This is a genomic window from Psychromonas algicola, from assembly GCF_004378355.1.
Taxonomy (GTDB): domain Bacteria; phylum Pseudomonadota; class Gammaproteobacteria; order Enterobacterales; family Psychromonadaceae; genus Psychromonas.
The window spans coordinates 62,391-81,089 of sequence record NZ_SNUB01000013.1 but is presented as its reverse complement, the minus strand read 5'-3'; the positions used below and the strand labels follow the sequence as shown (position 1 = coordinate 81,089).

The window sequence follows — 18,699 nt, the reverse complement described above, 5'->3', positions numbered from 1 at the left end:
CCTTAAGTTTTAGTAAGCAATCTATAAAAAGAGGTAATAAATGAACGCGTTTAACTTTTTAATCGATACACTATTTGACCTGTATATCATGGTGATTTTATTACGTGTTTGGTTACAACTTGCTCGAGCTGATTTTTACAATCCATTCAGCCAATTTGTAGTTAAAGCCACACAGCCTGTCGTTGGTCCATTACGCCGTTTTATTCCAGCGATTGGTTCTTTAGATACAGCAACGGTTGTTTTTGCTATCGCAGTAGCTGCGCTTAAAGTTATTGTATTAACATTAATGCTTAATGCAGGAATCGATTTATTAGTTATTGGGATATCGTCAGTTATCATTGTTATCACTAGTGCATTTAAAATGTTAACTTGGGTACTAATAATACGTGCGATTTTAAGTTGGGTTAGCCAAGGCCACAATCCAATTGAAGCAGTAATGATTCAACTTACAGAGCCTTTATTAAGACCGATTCGAAACAGACTGCCTTCAATGGGTGGATTAGATCTTTCTATGGTGGTGGTTATTTTAGGAATACAATTTTTAGAAATTTTATTCCGTGATTTTATTAGTAAATTCCTCGGTTAATGGGCAACATATAAATCCCATGAGTTATTATACTTATCAAGGCGAAGATTTATTACTTCGCCTTTATTTGCAACCCAAATCCAGCCGAGATGAATTTGTTGGAGAATACGGTGAAGAACTTAAAATAGCGATCACAGCACCTCCTGTTGATGGCAAAGCCAATTCGCATTTAATCAAATTTTTAAGCAAACAATTTGCTGTTGCTAAAAACGCAGTCACTGTTGAAAAAGGATTACAAAATAGACACAAATTAGTGCGCATTAAACAACCTAAAAAGCTACCTTCCATCTTTTCCTAATAAGGATAAATATGTTCCATTCAATATTAAAAAATTCTTTAAAAACTATTTTAAATACTGTTTTTAAAACGACTTTAGTCAGCACATTGTTTTTTACTCATTTTGCTGTGAATGCAGAACAGTTTAAAACGTTTACTAATCATGAAGTTCATTACATTGCGCTACCAAGTACGTTCATACAACCTGAAATCGCAAAACAATATGGCATTAAGCGTAGTAAAAATAATGGCTTATTAAATATTTCAATCCTTGATAAAAGACAGGATAAAGCAGCGGTTACAGCAACCTTAACAGGCACTGCTAGAAACTTAATCGGACAAACTCACCAATTAACCTTTACTGAAGTTAAAGAAGGTAAATCAATTTATTATTTAGCTGATTATACTTATATAAACGAAGAGATTGTTAATTTTGAAATTAATATTAAAACGGAAAAAGAATCTAATACTCTTAAATTTCAACATAAATTTTATGTTGAATAATGTATTGATTCTAGAATAAATAAAGGAATTAAGATGAGACAAAAATGGGTACTTGCCACCGGCAATCAAGGCAAAGTAAAAGAAATGAGCGAATTACTGAATAGTTTCTCTATCGAAGTATTACCACAAAGCCAATTTAATGTGCCTGATGTACCAGAAACAGGAACAACCTTTGTTGAAAATGCGATTATCAAAGCAAGGCATGCAGCTAAGTTAACAGGCTTACCAGCAATTGCAGATGACTCAGGGTTAGAAGTTGATTTTTTAAATGGTGAACCCGGTATTTACTCAGCACGTTTTGCAGGTGAAACCGCAACCGATCAAGATAACATTGATAAGTTATTAAATAAACTTGAAGGCATAATGCCAGCGCAACGTAAAGCACGCTTTCAATGTGTATTGGTATATATGCGCCATGAGCTGGATCCAACACCGATCATTTGCCAAGGCACTTGGGAAGGCAGTATTACTGAAAACCAAAACGGTACTAATGGTTTTGGTTATGATCCTGTTTTCTGGGTAGAGAGTGAGCAATCAACATCAGCACAATTAAGTAAGCAACGAAAAAGCGAGTTAAGCCATCGCGGTAAAGCATTAGCGCAATTAGTGAAACTACTAAAACAGCAGTTATCAGCTTAATTAACATTTAGCTTTACACTTTTTTTCATTACAGAATTATATTTTGAAGCGGCCTTTAGGTCGCTTTTTAGATTGGATAAACCATGTTACAACTGCCACCGCTTAGTCTTTATATTCATATCCCTTGGTGTATTGAAAAATGCCCTTACTGTGATTTTAACTCGCATAAATTACGTGGAGAAATCCCAGAAACAGAATATTTAACCGCATTGATTGACGATTTGAAACAGGATCTTAGTTTCGTTCAAGGCCGTGAGTTATTCAGTATTTTTATTGGTGGTGGCACGCCAAGTTTAATTTCAGCATCAGGCATAAAATGGTTATTGGAAAGTATCCAACAACTTATCCCCTTCAAAGCAGATATGGAAATCACCTTGGAAGCGAATCCAGGGGCGATTGAAAATCAAAAAATAGCAGACTTTAAAACAGCGGGTATTAATCGATTTTCTTTTGGCGTACAAAGTTTTCAACAGGAAAAGCTCACTAAATTAGGTCGAATTCATGGAGTAGAAGAAGCTAAAACAGCAGCTATTCAAGCACATAATGTTGGAATGAAAACATTCAATCTTGATTTAATGCATGGCTTACCTGAGCAAAGCTTAGAAGACGCAATGAGCGACCTACAGACTGCAATTGATTTGAAACCAACGCATTTATCTTGGTATCAATTAACCATAGAACCTAACACGCAGTATTTCTCTCATCCTCCTAAATTACCCGATGACGAAGTGCTTTGGAGTATCCAAGAGAAAGGTTTAGCCTTATTAGCTGCACATGGTTATGAGCAATATGAGATATCAGGTTACAGCCAAATAGGCTGGCAATGTCAGCACAATTTAAATTATTGGCGATTTGGTGATTACTTAGGGATTGGTTGTGGTGCGCATGGGAAAATATCTTTCCCGCTAGAAAATAAAATACTGCGAACGACAAAGATAAAACATCCAAAGGGTTATTTAGATCCTACCCGTAGTTATATGGATGAATGCAATACTGTAGATAAAGACGAATTAATATTTGAATATATGATGAATCGTTTACGCTTGATGGAAGATATTCCTTTTTCTGAATTTGAAAATTATACCGGATTGAAAAAACAATCATTAGATAAATTATTACAGCAAGCTGTCACTAAAGAGCTGATGATAGTAGGTCAAGATGTCTGCCGAGTAACCCCATTAGGGCATAGATATTTAAACGAGCTGCTAACTATTTTTATGGAATAGTTTAAAGACTTGGTGAAAGTTAGGAGGTAATTATTAATATTCATGCACTTAAAAAAAATGAACTTTTAGCCGGTTCAAAGGCTGCAATCCCATTAATTATTGGCGCGATTCCTTTTGGTATTTTATTTGGTACCTTAGCGCCAACAAGTGGGCTTTCAGCTTGGGCAACCATGGCCATGTCATTGTTTGTTTTTGCAGGCTCTGCACAATTTATAGTATTGGCTCTTATTGCTGTGCAAGCACCACTTCAGGTGATTTTATTGACAACCTTTGTGGTCAATTTACGCCATCTATTATATGCAACAGCATTAGTTCCTTATGTTAGTCATTTCCCCTTATCATTACGTGCATTTTTAGCTTTTGGATTAACCGATGAAAGCTTTGCTAATATGAGCCAACGGTATCAACCGGACTCACCTTTAGGAAATGATCATCGATATGCGCATTATTTTTATATTGGATCTATTTTAAGCTTTTATACGACTTGGTCTTCTTCAACAGCAATTGGTTTGATACTAGGTAATATGATCCCAGATATGACAAGTTGGGGTTTAGAGTTTGCAATGTCAGTCACTTTTATTGGTATGGTTGTTCCTTACTTAAACAGTAGAGCAATGCTTAGCGCGGTATTTAGTGCAGCAGCCGCTTCATTATATTTCGCCTATTTACCTAATAAACTAGGCTTAATTGTGAGTGCATTAATTGGTGTCGCAGTAGGTTTATTAGTCATTCATTTCCAAAATATGCCACTTAAAAAAATAAAGGAGCTAAAAGATGAATGAGTTTTGGTTAATCTTAGGCATGTTTATTATCACTTTTGGGATCCGCTTTATCATGTTTGCTTTTGCAGGAAAAATCACTTTTCCAATCTGGTTACAGCAATCCTTAAAGTTTGTTCCACCAGCAGTGTTAACTGCGATTATTGTCCCTTCTGTGGTTATGCCGCTAGGTGAAATAGATATAAGTTTTAATAATGTTTATTTAATTGCTGCGGTAGTTAGCGTGGGAATTAGTCTAGTAACTAAAAGCTTATTAAAAACAATCTTTTTTGGTATGTTGGTCTTTTTAATACTTCATTTTTTTATTACTTAAGAAAACGATTCATTTCATTATAGTACTTTAAACGCTTCTATTAATAATGCGCGCTGCTCACTAAGTAGCGCTACTTGATTTTTGTTTAGACTTAATTGTTCTGTGTTTTGACTAGCAAACTGATCCACTAATTTTTTAAGTCTAGGCAATGCCACTGTTACATCCCCCGCTTCAATTAATGCTTTAATTTTATCTAATTCGCTTTTGTTCTTTGTTATTGAAGGTAATGAAATTAACTCTCCAATTGCTTCAAAATGACTAATAAAGCGCATTACACTTTCAGTGGTATTTTTATCTTGATGGTTTTTTATAGAATCAAAACCCTGTGTATTCTTGCTAATATAATCTAAAAAGTTATTTTCGCAGATTTGTTTATTTTCTTCGATAAGCTGTAATTTTTTCTGGTGCTTTAATGTGGAGAGCGTAGATGAAATGGTCGCAACACAATATGGCACACAATAAGTGAGCACTATATTAACTAAATTTATTTTTTCAGGTGTTGAAATTAAGTGACCTTGATTAATAAGATTTAATATTGTGCCAACGATCAAAGAAATCGTTAATGCCATTTTCATTTGTTGTCTGGCAAATAGTAAACAAAACAATGACTCATCTGATTCTTTAATTACACTCACAGGCGTTCCTTTCTATTACTTTCAATTAACTCATTCAATGAGCTTAGTCTAATTTGATAAGAAACTCATCACATCTGGGCATTAATTTAACGTTATCGTGATAATAATAAGCTAAATATAAAGTAGTAAAATAAAGCTTGCAAAGAAATGGAAATAGATAGCGAAAGGAATATTCAGGCGCTTAAGTCGGTTAACTTAGATACAAAAAAGGCGTGATAAATCACGCCTTAATATTCATTATTTTTTTAAGCTTTTTATTATTACTCAGGCGCTTCTTCTGAAACAGCTGGTTTCTCTTCTTTAGCTGCTGGCGGCGCTAATAATATTGCGCGTAATTTAGCATCTAATTCTTGTGCTGCAGCTGGGTTTTCGGCTAGGAATTTACAAGCATTGGTTTTACCTTGGCCAATTTTATTACCGTTATATGAGTACCAAGAGCCTGATTTTTCAACTAACTCTTGCTTAACGCCTAAATCGATCAATTCACCGTGGTTGTTAATTCCTTCACCGTATAAGATTTGGAATTCAGCTTGTTTGAATGGTGGTGAAACTTTGTTTTTAACCACTTTAACACGTGTTTCATTACCAGTAATTTCATCACCGTTTTTAACAGCGCCAATACGACGAATATCTAAACGAACAGATGCATAGAATTTTAATGCATTACCACCCGTTGTTGTTTCAGGATTACCAAACATAACACCAATTTTCATACGAATTTGGTTAATGAAGATACACATAGTATTGGTTTGTTTAATATTACCCGTTAATTTACGTAATGCTTGAGACATTAAACGTGCTTGAAGACCCATATGTGAATCACCCATGTCACCTTCAATTTCAGCTTTTGGTGTTAAAGCCGCAACGGAATCGACAATCACTACGCCAACTGCACCAGAGCGTACTAGCATGTCACAAATTTCTAATGCTTGCTCACCAGTATCAGGTTGAGAGATAAGTAACTCATCAACGTTTACGCCTAGTTTTCTTGCGTAGCTTGGGTCAAGTGCATGCTCAGCATCAATAAAAGCACAAGTTTTACCTTGTTTTTGCGCTTCTGCAATGACTTGTAATGTTAATGTCGTTTTACCAGAACTTTCTGGTCCATAGATTTCAACAACACGTCCATACGGTAAACCGCCTATGCCTAACGCAACATCTAAACCTAACGAACCAGTTGAAACAGATTCAATTTCCATCATTGCATTGGCGCCATCGCCTAAACGCATGATAGACCCTTTACCGAATTGCTTTTCAATTTGACCTAATGCTGCCGCTAATGCTTTATCTTTGTTCGCGTCCTGACTCATATTGTCTCCAATGGTTCGCTTTAAATTCACTGTATATGCAAGCAGTATACTGATTGCATATACAGTATCAAGTTTTTTTATTAAAAAAGGTGTTTATATATTTCCGATCAAGCCTAATAAAGCCATTCGAATGGCTTGATATCTAACTTCGGCACGATCGCCTGCCAACAAATAAGTTTCGCTTTTATGTCCATTTTTTTTGCTATACCAAGCAATGCATACAGTGCCTACTGGTTTTTCTGCTGTTCCACCATCGGGACCTGCAATACCACTGATCGCAACCGCAATATCCGCATCTGAATTATTGACTGCACCGAGTGACATAGCTTCTACAACGGGTATAGAAACAGCGCCAAATTCTTCAATCACATTTGCATCAACATCTAACATTTGTGTTTTAGCACTATTACTATAGGTAACAAAACTACGATCAAACCACTGCGAACTTCCAGAAATTTCTGTAATAGCGTATGCTACACCTCCACCAGTACAAGATTCAGCGGTTGCAGCAACTAAGCCAGCACTGGAGAGATTTTCTCCTAACAGCATCGCCAGTTCTTGAACGGTTTTTGTAGTAAGCATGTTTCTTTTAGCAAACATAGTTTCCGCCTTTTTTAGAAATAGTTATTAAGTGTATTCATTATGAAGCCAACTGCGCAAGAATTAAAACAACATACTCCTATGATGCAACAATTTTTAACATTAAAAAGTGAAGTGCCTGACACATTACTTTTTTATCGTATGGGTGATTTCTATGAATTATTTTTTGATGACGCTCGCAAGGCATCTCAACTCTTAGGTATTTCTCTCACTCAACGAGGCAAAACAGGTGGCAATGCTATCCCGATGGCCGGCGTACCTTACCATAGTGTAGAAGGTTATTTAGCAAAGTTAATTGCACTTGGCGAATCAATTGCAATTTGTGAGCAAATTGGCGATCCAGCCACTAGTAAAGGCCCTGTTGAACGTAAAATTGTACGTATCATTACACCGGGAACAATCACTGATGAAGCCCTATTGGATGATAAACAGGATAATTTATTATGCTCTGTCTATCAACAAGGTGAAACCTTTGGCATCGCTTCATTAGATATTGGTAGTGGCCGTTTCATTGTCAATGAGTTTGATAAAACAGAATCCTTGCAAGCAGAAATACAACGACTTAATCCAGCAGAATTACTTTATCCTGATAATTTTGAATATATTGATTTAATAGACCATCTGCCAACAATTCGTCGTCGCCCTGAATGGGAGTTTGAATTAAGTACATGTAGAAATATTTTAACACAACAATTGGGTACTAAAGATCTAGTTGGATTTGGCATTGAAAAAGCACATTATGCCATTTGTGCTGCCGGTGCTTTATTACAATATTTAAAAGACACACAACGCACAGCCTTGATCCATATTCAATCCATCACCTTAGAACAAAGCACAGATACTGTGATTTTAGATGCGGCGACGCGCCGTAACCTAGAGTTAACTTTTAATTTATCTGGTGGCACAGATAATACACTCGCACAAATTTTAGATACAACGGTGACGCCAATGGGCAGCCGTTTGCTAAAACGCTGGATCCATCAGCCAATCCGTAATTTAACAGTACTAAATTATCGTCAAACGATGATCCAAACGCTAATGGATTTTGATTTAACTGAGCCACTCTCTTTACCGCTTAAACAAATCGGTGATATTGAGCGAGTGATTGCACGTCTCGCATTGCGCTCTGCTCGTCCACGTGATTTAACGCGTTTACGCTGTGCCTTTTCGTTATTGCCAGAACTACAACATTTAATTGCAGAGTTACCTTCTGAACTTGTATCAACACTGAGTGAAGAAATGGGTAATTATCCAGAATTATTAGCCTTATTAGAAACTGCAGTGATCGATAATCCACCAGTATTGATTCGTGATGGCGGCGTCATTAAAGAAGGTTATAACAGTGATTTAGATCATTGGCGCAACTTATCAAAAGGTGCAACCGATTATTTAGAAGAACTCGAAAAGCGCGAACGAGAGGCGACTGGAATTAGTGCATTAAAAGTCGGTTATAACCGAGTTCATGGCTATTTCATTGAAATCAGTCGAAGCCAATCTGAGCATGTTCCAGAGCATTATATTCGTCGCCAAACACTAAAAGGCGCAGAGCGTTACATAATAGCCGAGTTAAAAGAACACGAAGAAAAAGTACTTTCTAGTCAAGGTAAAGCATTAGCCTTAGAGAAGAGACTCTATGAAGAATTAATTGATTTACTATTGCCGCATCTAAAAAGCTTACAATACACAGCCAAAGCCTTAGCTGAATTAGATGTGCTCAATACATTAACAGAGCGTGCGTTAACCTTAAATTATGTGCGTCCAGTGTTACAGGCAGAAAACGGTATTGAAATTGAAGAAGGCCGCCACCCTGTCGTTGAGCAAGTAAGTAAAACACCTTTTATTGCGAACCCTGTTAGTCTACATAATCAACGTCGTATGTTAATTATTACTGGCCCTAATATGGGTGGTAAATCCACTTACATGCGTCAAGTTGCTTTGATTGTATTAATGGCACACATTGGTAGTTTTATCCCTGCACAAAGTGCAAAAATTGGTCCTGTCGATCGTATATTCACACGTATTGGTGCATCGGATGATCTTGCCAGTGGTCGCTCAACCTTTATGGTAGAAATGACTGAAACAGCCAATATATTGCATAACGCGACACCTAACTCATTAGTATTAATGGATGAGATTGGACGCGGAACCAGTACTTTTGATGGGCTTTCATTAGCTTGGGCTTGTGCTGAACAGTTGGCTGAAAAAATTCAAGCTTATACTTTATTCGCAACACATTACTTTGAATTAACACGTTTGCCAGAAACGATTCCAGAATTAGTGAATGTGCATTTAGATGCAGTAGAGCACGGTGATAGCATTGCCTTTTTACACGCATTACAAGAAGGTGCAGCAAATAAAAGTTATGGTTTACAAGTTGCAGCTTTAGCAGGGGTACCTAAAAATGTGCTTAATAATGCAAAATTAAAACTGCAACAATTAGAAGCCTCTTCTCAACAATCGCAATCTACTAAAGTCGAAGTACCCTTGACGAATGTGCAAACGAGCCTAGATTTTTCAGAGCCAGAACAAACAATAGAGCCACATAAAGCAGTAACATTGTTACAAGGTATCGACCCTGATGACCTTACACCTAAGCAAGCATTGGCTATGTTATATCAATTAAAGGAGCAGCTTTAGTACCTTATTCACACTTTTAAAAAGGCACAAAATCCCCCCATTGTGCCTTTTTAAAACATATCTAATAAACACCATCAGCTTTATTCACTTTTATTTTATTCATTTTTATGACAGCTGAAACATAACTGTAACAAAACTTTGTTTTAATGCTTGCGATATCATCAAGTCCCTATTTTGCATGAACAAAGTAGGCATAAACATTCAAATGGACAGGTTTATAAAATGAACAATGAAAATAACAACGCAGCAACTAATGCAGCCGACAACATCGACAAGAATACTGCATTAAGCAAATGGATTAATTGGTCTGCTGTTGTACTTTTAGTTTACGCAATGCTTGTTGCTGTAAGCAGTGTGAGTAGTGGTTTTAAATTATTCTCTGGTGGTGCGGCAGGCGCAGCTGAAATATTTCAGTTTGCAAGTAATCCCCTTGTTGCTTTAATTCTAGGAACATTAGCAACTGCCCTTGTGCAATCATCATCGACAGTAACAGCGGTAACAGTTGGTTTAGTGGCTGGCGGTTTACCTATTTCTATTGCGATTCCGTTAATCATGGGAGCAAACATAGGCACAACCATTACTAACTCAATCGTTTCAATTGGTCACGTTCGTAATAACGAAGATTTTAAACGTGCTTTTAGTGCTGCAACGGTCCATGACTTCTTTAATTTAATCGCCGTGTTTATTTTCTTACCGCTTGAACTCATGTTTGGTTTGTTAGAAAAATTAGCAGGTGCATTTGCACATTTATTTGTGGGCAGTGCTGATATGTCGATGAAAGGTTTTAACTTTATGAAACCTTTAACTAAGCCAGGCGTGAATGTCATCTCGGATATGGCTTCTATTATCCCTGGAAAAATGGCTGGCGTTGCTATGGTAGTGATCGGCGTTGCACTTATCCTGTTCTCTGTTACTTTTCTAGGCAAAGTACTTAAGAAAGTATTAGTCGGTAAAGCTAAAAATATTTTACACAGTGCATTAGGTAAAGGCCCGATCGCAGGTATTGGCTCAGGTGCATTAATGACAGTAATGGTACAATCTTCATCTACAACGACAAGTTTAATGATTCCATTAGCGGGCAGCGGCATGTTTACTACACGTCAAATCTACCCTTTCACGCTAGGTGCAAATATTGGAACCACAATTACAGCATTATTAGCGGCAACGGCAATCTCAGGGCCAATGGCAGAAGCAGCACTAACAATTGCTTTAGTACACTTCTTATTTAACTTCCTTGCTGTCGCGGTCATTTACGGTATTCCATTTTTACGTGAATTACCTCTAAAAGGCGCGGAAAAATTAGCGGATGTAGGCACAAAAAACAAATTACTAGCACTAGGCTATGTTGTCGGTACTTTCTTTATTTTACCGGGTTTGATTTTAGTTGGAATTCGCTAAGAACGATTCAAACGTAGTTAAAATAAATAATCTGCATTGATTATAAAGCGACTCCTTCGAGTCGCTTTTTTATACTTTAAATTTATTAGCTAAAAGCAGGCCATTGATCAAAGCCTTGTTTTTGTAAACGCATTTCACCATTTTCATCTTGATCGATATTGATCCACGCTTGCCAATTTTTATAATCGATTTCAGGGTAATCCAATCGATAATGACTACAACGACTCTCTTTACGCATCATTGATGCTTTTAGTTTCATCTCCGCAGTGATGATCATATTTTCAGTTTCATGCGCTAAACGTAAACTATGCAGATCTTTCGCTAATAACATAGGCACATGATGTTCACGTAACTCTTCGATATAAGCCAAAGCGCCCTGCATCATGCGCTCTTTTTTAATATAAAGTACAAAATTAGGGATCATGACACTTTGTAATACTTGCGTTACCCATGCCGGACTGTAACCTCGTTTCCGCTTTAACGGCGCTAATATTTCTTCACTGACTTTAGTTAAATAAGCTGTTGAAACATCAACTTTTACATCATTATTTAAGCTTTCTTTAGCTGCCGCTTCTCCAGCAATCGCCCCTTGTACAGCAGAACCTGCAAGCGATGAACCTATTTGAGTATAAATACCACCAGACATGTAAGAACCTAAAGCATCACCTGCTGCATATAAGCCCGGTAAATTTGATAGCCCTTGTTCGTTAATTGGCACTAATCCTTCTGCTTTATGAATTGCCATACCAGCACTTGAACCACCCACTTGCTCTCCTCCCATTCCCGGAGGACCAGAATGCCCTTTATCGGAAAGTAATGAAGCTAAAAAACCTTGGCTTGGAGGCGGTGGTGGCGATGTCATTCTAAATGCTTCCGGTGTAAAAGGCCCTGCAGGCATTAGTTGCGCAATGACAGATTCAGTTGCAGCACTTTCTTTAGCGTTATTGACTTCACCAGTTTTGCCTCGCATTGGTGGCCCCATAGTCACTGGCGCGCCGTATTTATAACCTTCATAATTAAGATCCATACCAAGATGATGATTGATGGTAATAGTGGTTGTTGAAGGTTTTTCTTCTACTTGTCCATGCCAATTATCATAACTAGATCCAGAGTTAACTGCTGAACCTGGGTGACCATCATTCCACTCTTTCCCTGTGACTTTTGCTCCCGCTTTATAAGCCATAATTGTACCGTCATGGGTTAAATCGCACATCGGGAAACCATTAGGTTTAAAACCACCAGAGCCAGTACACAAGATCACTGATTTAGCTTGATAATGAATCACTTTATTTTCATCTAAACTAAAACCAGAAGCGCCAACAATCCGCCCATCTTGTTTCAATAAATGCGTGATCATAATACGTTCTTCAAGCGGAATTTTTCGTTCATTCATTGGACGCATAAAACTATGATTGTAAAGTGGTGAATCAAAGAAGCCCCACTCTTTTAATTCTTCTACACGCGCTTGAGAGTGCTCGGCAAGTTGACGAGTAAAAACAGGATTATTAGTTTGAATAGCAGACTCAGATACTTTAGCCACAAACTCATCGATACTCATTGATGCATTTTGTTTATCGTAACTAAAAATCCCTTTCGCAAAGGGAGTTAAACCAGAACTGCCCAAGCGCCCCTTTGAAACCATTAATACTTTTGCACCCGCATCATGTGCTTTGACCGCAGCAAACAGTCCTGCCATTCCACCACCAATCACTAACACATCCAACTCACGCTTTTCTTGTGCGAACTTTGATCCATCGATATCTGGCTTATTAACAACAGCAGGCGCATCGAATGCAATACTTGCGATGGCTGCAGCTCCTGCAATGCCACCAGCTACACCTATAAATTGACGGCGTGATAAATTCATTTTTGAGTCCATCATTATCTCCAAGAAACCATTACTGGAATACTTTTTTCAGGGGTGATTGTTATCGCTCCAACGGGGCAATATAAACGGCATAAGTGACATATTTGGCAATCTTCTGCATAAACGATTTCCGCTTTATTGGTCACTTTATTCATTTGGATCACATCGGTTGGGCAGCTTTTCACACAAGCTTCGCAACCAATACAACCGGATATTTCTGCAATAGGCATAGTCTCAGCTCCTAATTAAAATGAAAGTTGTTCGAAATGGATATGATTAGCGGTGATACCAATCTCTTTAAGATGTTGATTGGTTGCACTGATCATGCCTTGAGGGCCAGAAAGATAAACAGTCCAATCTTGCGTTAATGGTTGATGAGTAAGATCAAAATCAATCGACTGTTGTATTTCTTCCTTCCCAATAAAACCTTGTTTTACAAAAGGCTGTAATGTTTCAGGGCAGCTTTCTGTTTGCTCGCATAACAACACTAATTTAAAATTCTTCATGCTTTTTTCTAATGACATTAATTCATCTAAACAAACCATTTTTTGTATGGTTTGATTGCCATAAAGCAAACGAATTGGTCGGGGGTCACCTTGTTTTGCAAGCTCTCTTAACAAGCCCATCATGGGTGCAATTCCAGCTCCACCAGCAATTAAGGTGATCCCTTGTGCTGTGCGACTACGCTCTAAACTCATACTGCCGTAAGGACCATCAACAAAAATAGTTTGCCCAATATTAAGTTTATGAAGCGCTTTGGTGTAATCGCCTAACTCACGAATAATAAAAGACAACTTGCCTTTGTTATTCTGCTCAGAAACGATAGAGAATGGATGTTGTTCAAAGTTATAAGCCGAGCCACTGGTATTCAGCCAAACGAACTGCCCCGCCTCAAAGGCAAAGCTTTGTTTTGATTTAGCTTCAATATCTAATTGCCAATCGACATCACTGATTTTTTTTAGTGAACTGATAGTGAATGGTTTACCTTTTATGAATCTCGGTTTAATGAAATAGTTATAAGTAACTAGACTCATGGAGAGCAAATACAAAGACCACCAAACAAAATTGAACGTTTGATTATATTGCCCGTGACTGCCTACTGTGGTGATATGCAATGTCGCTAAAGTAGCAATCACAACAAATCCAATTACATGCAATAAACGCCAAGTTTCGTAACTCATACAGAGTTTATCTTTATAGATAGACATCATTACCCAAACCGACATCACGGCCCATGCGATTAATCCAGTCAGCAGCTGTGGCGACGTGATCGCATCCATGATACTTACCGTTAAATAATCAAAAGAAACGAAGAATTTAGGGGCTAGAATCAATAATGGATGCAGGAAGAAAAAAATCCCTAAATACTTACCTAACTGTTTATGTTTAGTCATTCCCCAATCAATATTAGCGAATAGAGGTAAACGTTTAAGACGACCTGCAAGTGGAAACTGAACAAAAAAAGCCATCATGGCAATCAAGTTCAATACACTTAGCACAGTCGTATATAACCCTTCCGATAACATGCCTAAACTTTCAGCGATGACAAAAGGTAACAACAATAAAATAAAATAACCTAACGTCAGAATGTTCTGATGCGTTAAACGAAATGAAGTGATTCGATTTGACATTAAAGTTAACTTGCTTACATTTTCCATACTTTGGATTCTCTCAGTAGCCCAAATAAGATAGTCAGTAAATTAACAAGTAGGAGGTTAAGACGTAGTTAAGAAATAGCTATAAAAACAAAAAACCTTATTTATTTTATGGAGTAATTTGATAGAGCGCTAAATTGACATAATAAGTGCTATTTTAGTTAAAAAAAATGAACACCTTAACCATCTATTAACCTAGCTATTGTTATTTTAGTCTGCTCAAGTACAGTGTTATCAACAAATCAAAGAGAGAAGATCATGGATTCAGATAAGTTACAGTTATTATTAGTAGAAGATGATATTGACTTAGCAACTGCTGTGATTGATTACTTTGATCTTGAAAATATTCACTGTGAACATGCAAGCAATGGGCTATCAGGGTTTAATTTGATTAAAACAAATCACTATGATGTGGTGATCCTCGATTTAAATATGCCTAAAATGAACGGCTTAGAAGTCTGTGAAAAACTTCGAGAGCTAGGTATTGATGTACCTATATTAATGTTAACCGCAAAAGACACGCTTGATGACAAACTAATCGGTTTTTCAAAAGGGGCAGATGATTACTTAATCAAACCTTTTGCCATGGAAGAATTAATTGTAAGAGTTCAGGTGTTATCAAGAAGACGTAGCGGTGAAATCACTACCTTAAAAGTCTACGATTTAGAATTAAACACGAAACAGAAGACCATTAGTAAAAATTCAACAGCATTAAAACTCTCCCCTATTAGCTTTAAAATTTTAGAAACATTAATGCGAGCTTACCCAAATCCAGTTAGCAGAGAAAACTTAATGCAAAGTGTTTGGGGTGATGAACAGCCAGACAGCAATAGTTTAAAAGTACATATGTTTAATTTAAGAAAAGTCATTGAAAGTAATCATAACGGCATCAAACAAAAATTAATTCATACGATTGTAGGACATGGTTTTGTACTAAAAGACGAGTCTCAATCATGAAGATAAGACCGAGCTTAAAGATCTACTTTTTAGCCATGATGATTATCACTGGCTTTACCACGATCTCTATTATGTCTCTAGTGAGTTTTAATTATTTTTTTACCGGCCTCGATTTTTCCATGAGCCACTCTATGCGAGAGCAAGCTTATAAATATCCGATTGTTGATGGTCAACCACGAATCATTAACGATTACTTTGTTGCCAGTAGATGGCAAGACTTACCTAAAGATATTAGAGAAAATCTAGATGAACAAAATCTTGTAGAGGAAGAGTTACTTAAAAATGTAGATGGAAATCCGCTATTTGCTCAGCCTAAAGCCGGTTACTTTGTCATGTTAGTGAACAGAGGTGGAGAAAAACGTTACATCGCCTCAATGTTTGTTAATGACGCACAAGCACCAAAGGAAGATAAAATCCCTCCTTTTGCTTATATCCTGCTTATTGCATTAGTCGCGATGGGGTTATTCTCTTTAGTGCCTTATTTTATTTTACGCAAAGTCGCTAACCCGATTGAAAAATTAACAGCTTGGACAAAACAACTTAATAAAGAACAACTTTCACAACCAACACCAGACTTTTATTACAGCGAATTCAATAGCCTCGCCAAAATAGTTCAATCCAGTTTGCAATCGGTACAAGAAAGTCTAGATCGTGAACAGCGATTTTTAGGCTATGCAAGTCATGAACTCCGTACGCCTATTGCCGTGACTCGCACAAATACAGAGCTTCTACGAAAAATGATGATAAAAGGAATTAGTACCAAGAAACAGCTTGAAGTCGTTGACCGCATCGAACGTGCCAGCTTAACCATGACCGATTTGACTGAAACCTTACTTTGGTTAAATCGCCAATCGGATAAATCAATCCCTATCAAACCCGTTTCAATTGGCTTGATGACAGAGAGACTATTACAAGAATTAAACTATTTATTAAATGGTAAAACAGTTGAGGTTGCCATAAAAACCGATCAAAGTACTCATTCATTACCTGAAGCGCTTTGCCAAATAGTGATCACCAATTTAATTAGAAATGCATTACAGCATACTCACGATGGATCTATTACTGTCAAACAATCTGACGCAAGCTTAACTATCATTAATCAAAATTTAACAGAAGATGAAACAAAAGAAGCATTAGGATTTGGGTTAGGCTTAGAGTTAACGGAACGCTTGGTTGAACATTATGGATGGCAATATAAAAATGAAAGTATAAGCAAAGGGCATTATGTAGAAATTAACTTTTATTAAAACCCTCAATTGAGGGTTTTATAATAATTGAAGCAATTAATTACTTATCAACTAAAGGCGCTAAGTCCGCAGGACGATAATAAACTGATTTTAACACTTTCCCCTGTCTGACTAACTTACCTTCTAATTGTACATCTTCAGCACACTTAGCGATAATAAACTCACCTTTCACGCTATCCACTAATTTAACGCCTTGTTGCGCATAAAAAGCTTCTGTTTCTGCATATTCTTTTTGATTGCGGCAAACTTTACTCATATTGCTTGAATGCACTTCATTCCAACAACTCATAAAGTCAATATCACGTTGTTTAGCGACATTTAAAAACAAATCAATCAAATAACTAATTGCAATATTATCAGCGACATTTTTATTACCTAAATGAACTAAACGCCCCATTAATACATAAACACTATCCACAATCGCATCGGCTTGTTCTACTTTACAAGGTGCTTCTGCTAACTCAGTGAGCTCTTCAATAATTAATGAAGTATGTAATGCATCTGCTTTTTCATCTAAGGTTTCAGGTGCATTGCAAGGTAGATCAAAGGTCTCTCTAAACTGACTAATATCACTATATAAATGATCATAAATAGCCGTTGTTAGCTGAGTTAGTTTCATGGTTGTTCCTTTCTAATAATGAATGTTAAATTAAGCCTTAGCAGTATAAACTAATTTTCCGGCAACATAAGTAGAATGAATATTACGATCGTCACCCAACATCATCAATGCAAATAACTTATCTTCCAAACTTGCAGTTTCTTTATAACGTAATGTTTGCAACTCTGTTGCCGCCCAATTTAACACCACAAAATCCGCTTCTTTACCTGCTTCAAAGTTACCAATTTTATCTTCTAAGCTAAGTGATTCTGCGCCACCTAATGTCGCTAAATAAAATCCTTTAAATGGCGATAATTTCTTACCTTGTAACTGCATTATTTTATAGGCTTCATTTAATGACGATAATTGAGAAAAACTTGTGCCAGCCCCTACATCCGTCCCAACACCAACACGAATATTATTTTTTTCTGCTTTATTTAAATCAAATAATCCACTACCTAAAAAGAGATTCGAAGTCGGACAAAATGAAATCACAGATTCAGTACGAGTAAAAGATGCCCATTCCTCTTCAGTTAAATGAATAGAATGGCCAAAGATAGATTTGCTTCCCGTTAATCCATAATGTTCATACACATCAAAATATCCAGCGCGTTCAGGGTAAAGCGATTTAACCCATTCAATCTCATCTTTATTTTCAGATAAATGAGTTTGTACATAAACATCTGGATATTCAGATTTTAATTTACCAGCAAGAGTTAATTGCTCTGGTGTCGAGGTGGGTGCAAAGCGGGGAGTAATCGCATATTGTAAGCGACCATTATTATGCCATTTTTCAATTAACATTTTTGAATCATGGTAACTTGATTGCGCAGTATCTAATAAGTCATCAGGCGCATTGCGATCCATCATCACTTTACCCGCAATTAACCGCATATCTACTTTTTGTGCTTGTTCAAATAATGCATCAACCGATTCGGGGTGAACCGTGCCATAAACTAATGCGCTTGTTGTGCCGTTTTTTAGTAGTTCATTAATGAAAAATTGAGATATTTTCTGGGCGTAATCTTTATCTAAAAATTGTTTTTCAGTGGGGAAAGTATAGGTTTCTAACCACTCTAATAATTGCTCTCCGTAAGAAGCAATCATCTCTGTTTGTGGATAATGGATATGAGTATCAATAAAGCCAGGCATAATTAACTGCCCTCTTTTATCTTCAACGTGAGAATATAAACTCGCCGCTTGTTCATTAAAGACTTGTAATGATTGTATTTTTCCATTTTCAATCACCATTAAACCGTCTTCAATATATTGATAAGCTTGAGCACTATCGTCTACTTTTGAAGGATCATTAAGGAAATGTAGAAAGCTTGAACGAATAGCACGTAGATTAGATTTTTTAACTGCAGGCACAGTAGTATTTAAGTCTTGTTTCACAAGGGGCTCCATAGTTTTTTAATTAAATAAGTTAAGTTCCAACTATGATTTTTGACTAGCAAAAAGCTAAGTCCTTG

The 18,699-nt window shown here is 36.9% G+C and carries 19 protein-coding genes; 11 read left to right on the top strand and 8 right to left on the bottom strand.

The features are described 5' to 3' along the window. Window positions 1-40: 40 nt before the first annotated feature. From E2R67_RS08650 to E2R67_RS08620, 7 genes are all read left to right on the top strand, one after another. On the top strand, window positions 41-586 hold the full coding sequence (locus E2R67_RS08650) for a YggT family protein (RefSeq protein WP_134290545.1): 546 nt from the start codon (window positions 41-43) through the stop codon (window positions 584-586). Window positions 587-605: 19 nt separating this feature from the next. Further along, window positions 606-884, top strand: coding sequence for a DUF167 family protein YggU (gene yggU / locus E2R67_RS08645; protein WP_134290544.1), 279 nt, complete (start codon window positions 606-608; stop codon window positions 882-884). Window positions 885-895: 11 nt separating this feature from the next. Beyond that, the gene (locus E2R67_RS08640) at window positions 896-1,366 is read left to right on the top strand and encodes a DUF4426 domain-containing protein (RefSeq protein ID WP_134290543.1); all 471 of its coding nucleotides are present in this window, start codon (window positions 896-898) and stop codon (window positions 1,364-1,366) included. A 33-nt stretch (window positions 1,367-1,399) separates the two neighbouring features. Further along, window positions 1,400-2,005, top strand: coding sequence for an XTP/dITP diphosphatase (locus E2R67_RS08635; protein ID WP_134290542.1), 606 nt, complete (start codon window positions 1,400-1,402; stop codon window positions 2,003-2,005). Window positions 2,006-2,088: 83 nt separating this feature from the next. Continuing rightward, entirely contained in the window at window positions 2,089-3,231 is a 1,143-nt protein-coding gene (gene hemW / locus E2R67_RS08630) for a radical SAM family heme chaperone HemW (protein WP_134290541.1), read from the top strand. A gap of 29 nt (window positions 3,232-3,260) precedes the next feature. Further along, window positions 3,261-4,013: an AzlC family ABC transporter permease gene (locus E2R67_RS08625; RefSeq protein ID WP_347876780.1), complete on the top strand. Its 753-nt coding sequence runs from the start codon at window positions 3,261-3,263 to the stop codon at window positions 4,011-4,013. Further along, the gene (locus E2R67_RS08620; protein ID WP_134290539.1) at window positions 4,006-4,323 is read left to right on the top strand and encodes an AzlD domain-containing protein; all 318 of its coding nucleotides are present in this window, start codon (window positions 4,006-4,008) and stop codon (window positions 4,321-4,323) included. The genes E2R67_RS08625 and E2R67_RS08620 overlap by 8 nt, the downstream gene beginning before the upstream one ends. A 17-nt stretch (window positions 4,324-4,340) precedes the next feature. On the opposite strand, the gene nrtS is transcribed toward E2R67_RS08620, so the two are convergent. From nrtS to E2R67_RS08605, 3 genes are all read right to left on the bottom strand, one after another. Next, on the bottom strand, window positions 4,341-4,958 hold the full coding sequence (gene nrtS / locus E2R67_RS16625) for a nitrate/nitrite transporter NrtS (RefSeq protein ID WP_208379501.1): 618 nt from the start codon (window positions 4,956-4,958) through the stop codon (window positions 4,341-4,343). 260 nt (window positions 4,959-5,218) lie between these two features. Then, window positions 5,219-6,268: a recombinase RecA gene (gene recA / locus E2R67_RS08610; RefSeq protein WP_134290538.1), complete on the bottom strand. Its 1,050-nt coding sequence runs from the start codon at window positions 6,266-6,268 to the stop codon at window positions 5,219-5,221. 93 nt (window positions 6,269-6,361) lie between these two features. Beyond that, on the bottom strand, window positions 6,362-6,850 hold the full coding sequence (locus tag E2R67_RS08605) for a CinA family protein (protein WP_134290561.1): 489 nt from the start codon (window positions 6,848-6,850) through the stop codon (window positions 6,362-6,364). A 60-nt stretch (window positions 6,851-6,910) separates the two neighbouring features. Between E2R67_RS08605 and mutS the strand changes: the two genes are divergently transcribed. Together mutS and E2R67_RS08595 are read left to right on the top strand one after the other, a co-directional pair. Then, the gene (gene mutS / locus E2R67_RS08600; protein WP_134290537.1) at window positions 6,911-9,505 is read left to right on the top strand and encodes a DNA mismatch repair protein MutS; all 2,595 of its coding nucleotides are present in this window, start codon (window positions 6,911-6,913) and stop codon (window positions 9,503-9,505) included. A gap of 222 nt (window positions 9,506-9,727) precedes the next feature. Beyond that, window positions 9,728-10,903, top strand: a complete 1,176-nt coding sequence (locus E2R67_RS08595) for a Na/Pi cotransporter family protein (RefSeq protein WP_134290536.1) — start codon at window positions 9,728-9,730, stop codon at window positions 10,901-10,903. An 85-nt stretch (window positions 10,904-10,988) separates the two neighbouring features. Here E2R67_RS08595 and E2R67_RS08590 read toward each other — a convergent pair whose 3' ends face one another. From E2R67_RS08590 to E2R67_RS08580, 3 genes are read right to left on the bottom strand one after another with little or no spacing between them, the layout of a single operon-like run. Further along, window positions 10,989-12,770, bottom strand: a complete 1,782-nt coding sequence (locus E2R67_RS08590; protein WP_208379500.1) for an FAD-dependent oxidoreductase — start codon at window positions 12,768-12,770, stop codon at window positions 10,989-10,991. Between the two features lie 14 nt (window positions 12,771-12,784). Continuing rightward, on the bottom strand, window positions 12,785-13,000 hold the full coding sequence (locus tag E2R67_RS08585) for a 4Fe-4S dicluster domain-containing protein (protein ID WP_134290534.1): 216 nt from the start codon (window positions 12,998-13,000) through the stop codon (window positions 12,785-12,787). 15 nt (window positions 13,001-13,015) lie between these two features. Beyond that, a complete protein-coding gene (locus tag E2R67_RS08580) occupies window positions 13,016-14,401 on the bottom strand; it encodes a ferredoxin reductase family protein (RefSeq protein WP_166739348.1) in 1,386 nt (461 codons plus the stop codon). A 282-nt stretch (window positions 14,402-14,683) separates the two neighbouring features. Between E2R67_RS08580 and E2R67_RS08575 the strand changes: the two genes are divergently transcribed. Then, a complete protein-coding gene (locus E2R67_RS08575) occupies window positions 14,684-15,382 on the top strand; it encodes a response regulator transcription factor (protein ID WP_134290532.1) in 699 nt (232 codons plus the stop codon). Between the two features lie 119 nt (window positions 15,383-15,501). After that, the gene (locus E2R67_RS08570; protein WP_243836987.1) at window positions 15,502-16,629 is read left to right on the top strand and encodes a sensor histidine kinase; all 1,128 of its coding nucleotides are present in this window, start codon (window positions 15,502-15,504) and stop codon (window positions 16,627-16,629) included. A 40-nt stretch (window positions 16,630-16,669) separates the two neighbouring features. On the opposite strand, the gene E2R67_RS08565 is transcribed toward E2R67_RS08570, so the two are convergent. After that, window positions 16,670-17,248, bottom strand: a complete 579-nt coding sequence (locus E2R67_RS08565) for a nucleoside triphosphate pyrophosphohydrolase family protein (protein WP_134290530.1) — start codon at window positions 17,246-17,248, stop codon at window positions 16,670-16,672. 30 nt (window positions 17,249-17,278) lie between these two features. Next, complete coding sequence (gene guaD / locus E2R67_RS08560) at window positions 17,279-18,598, bottom strand: guanine deaminase (RefSeq protein WP_445177036.1); 1,320 nt, start codon at window positions 18,596-18,598, stop codon at window positions 17,279-17,281. Window positions 18,599-18,699 lie beyond the last annotated feature (101 nt).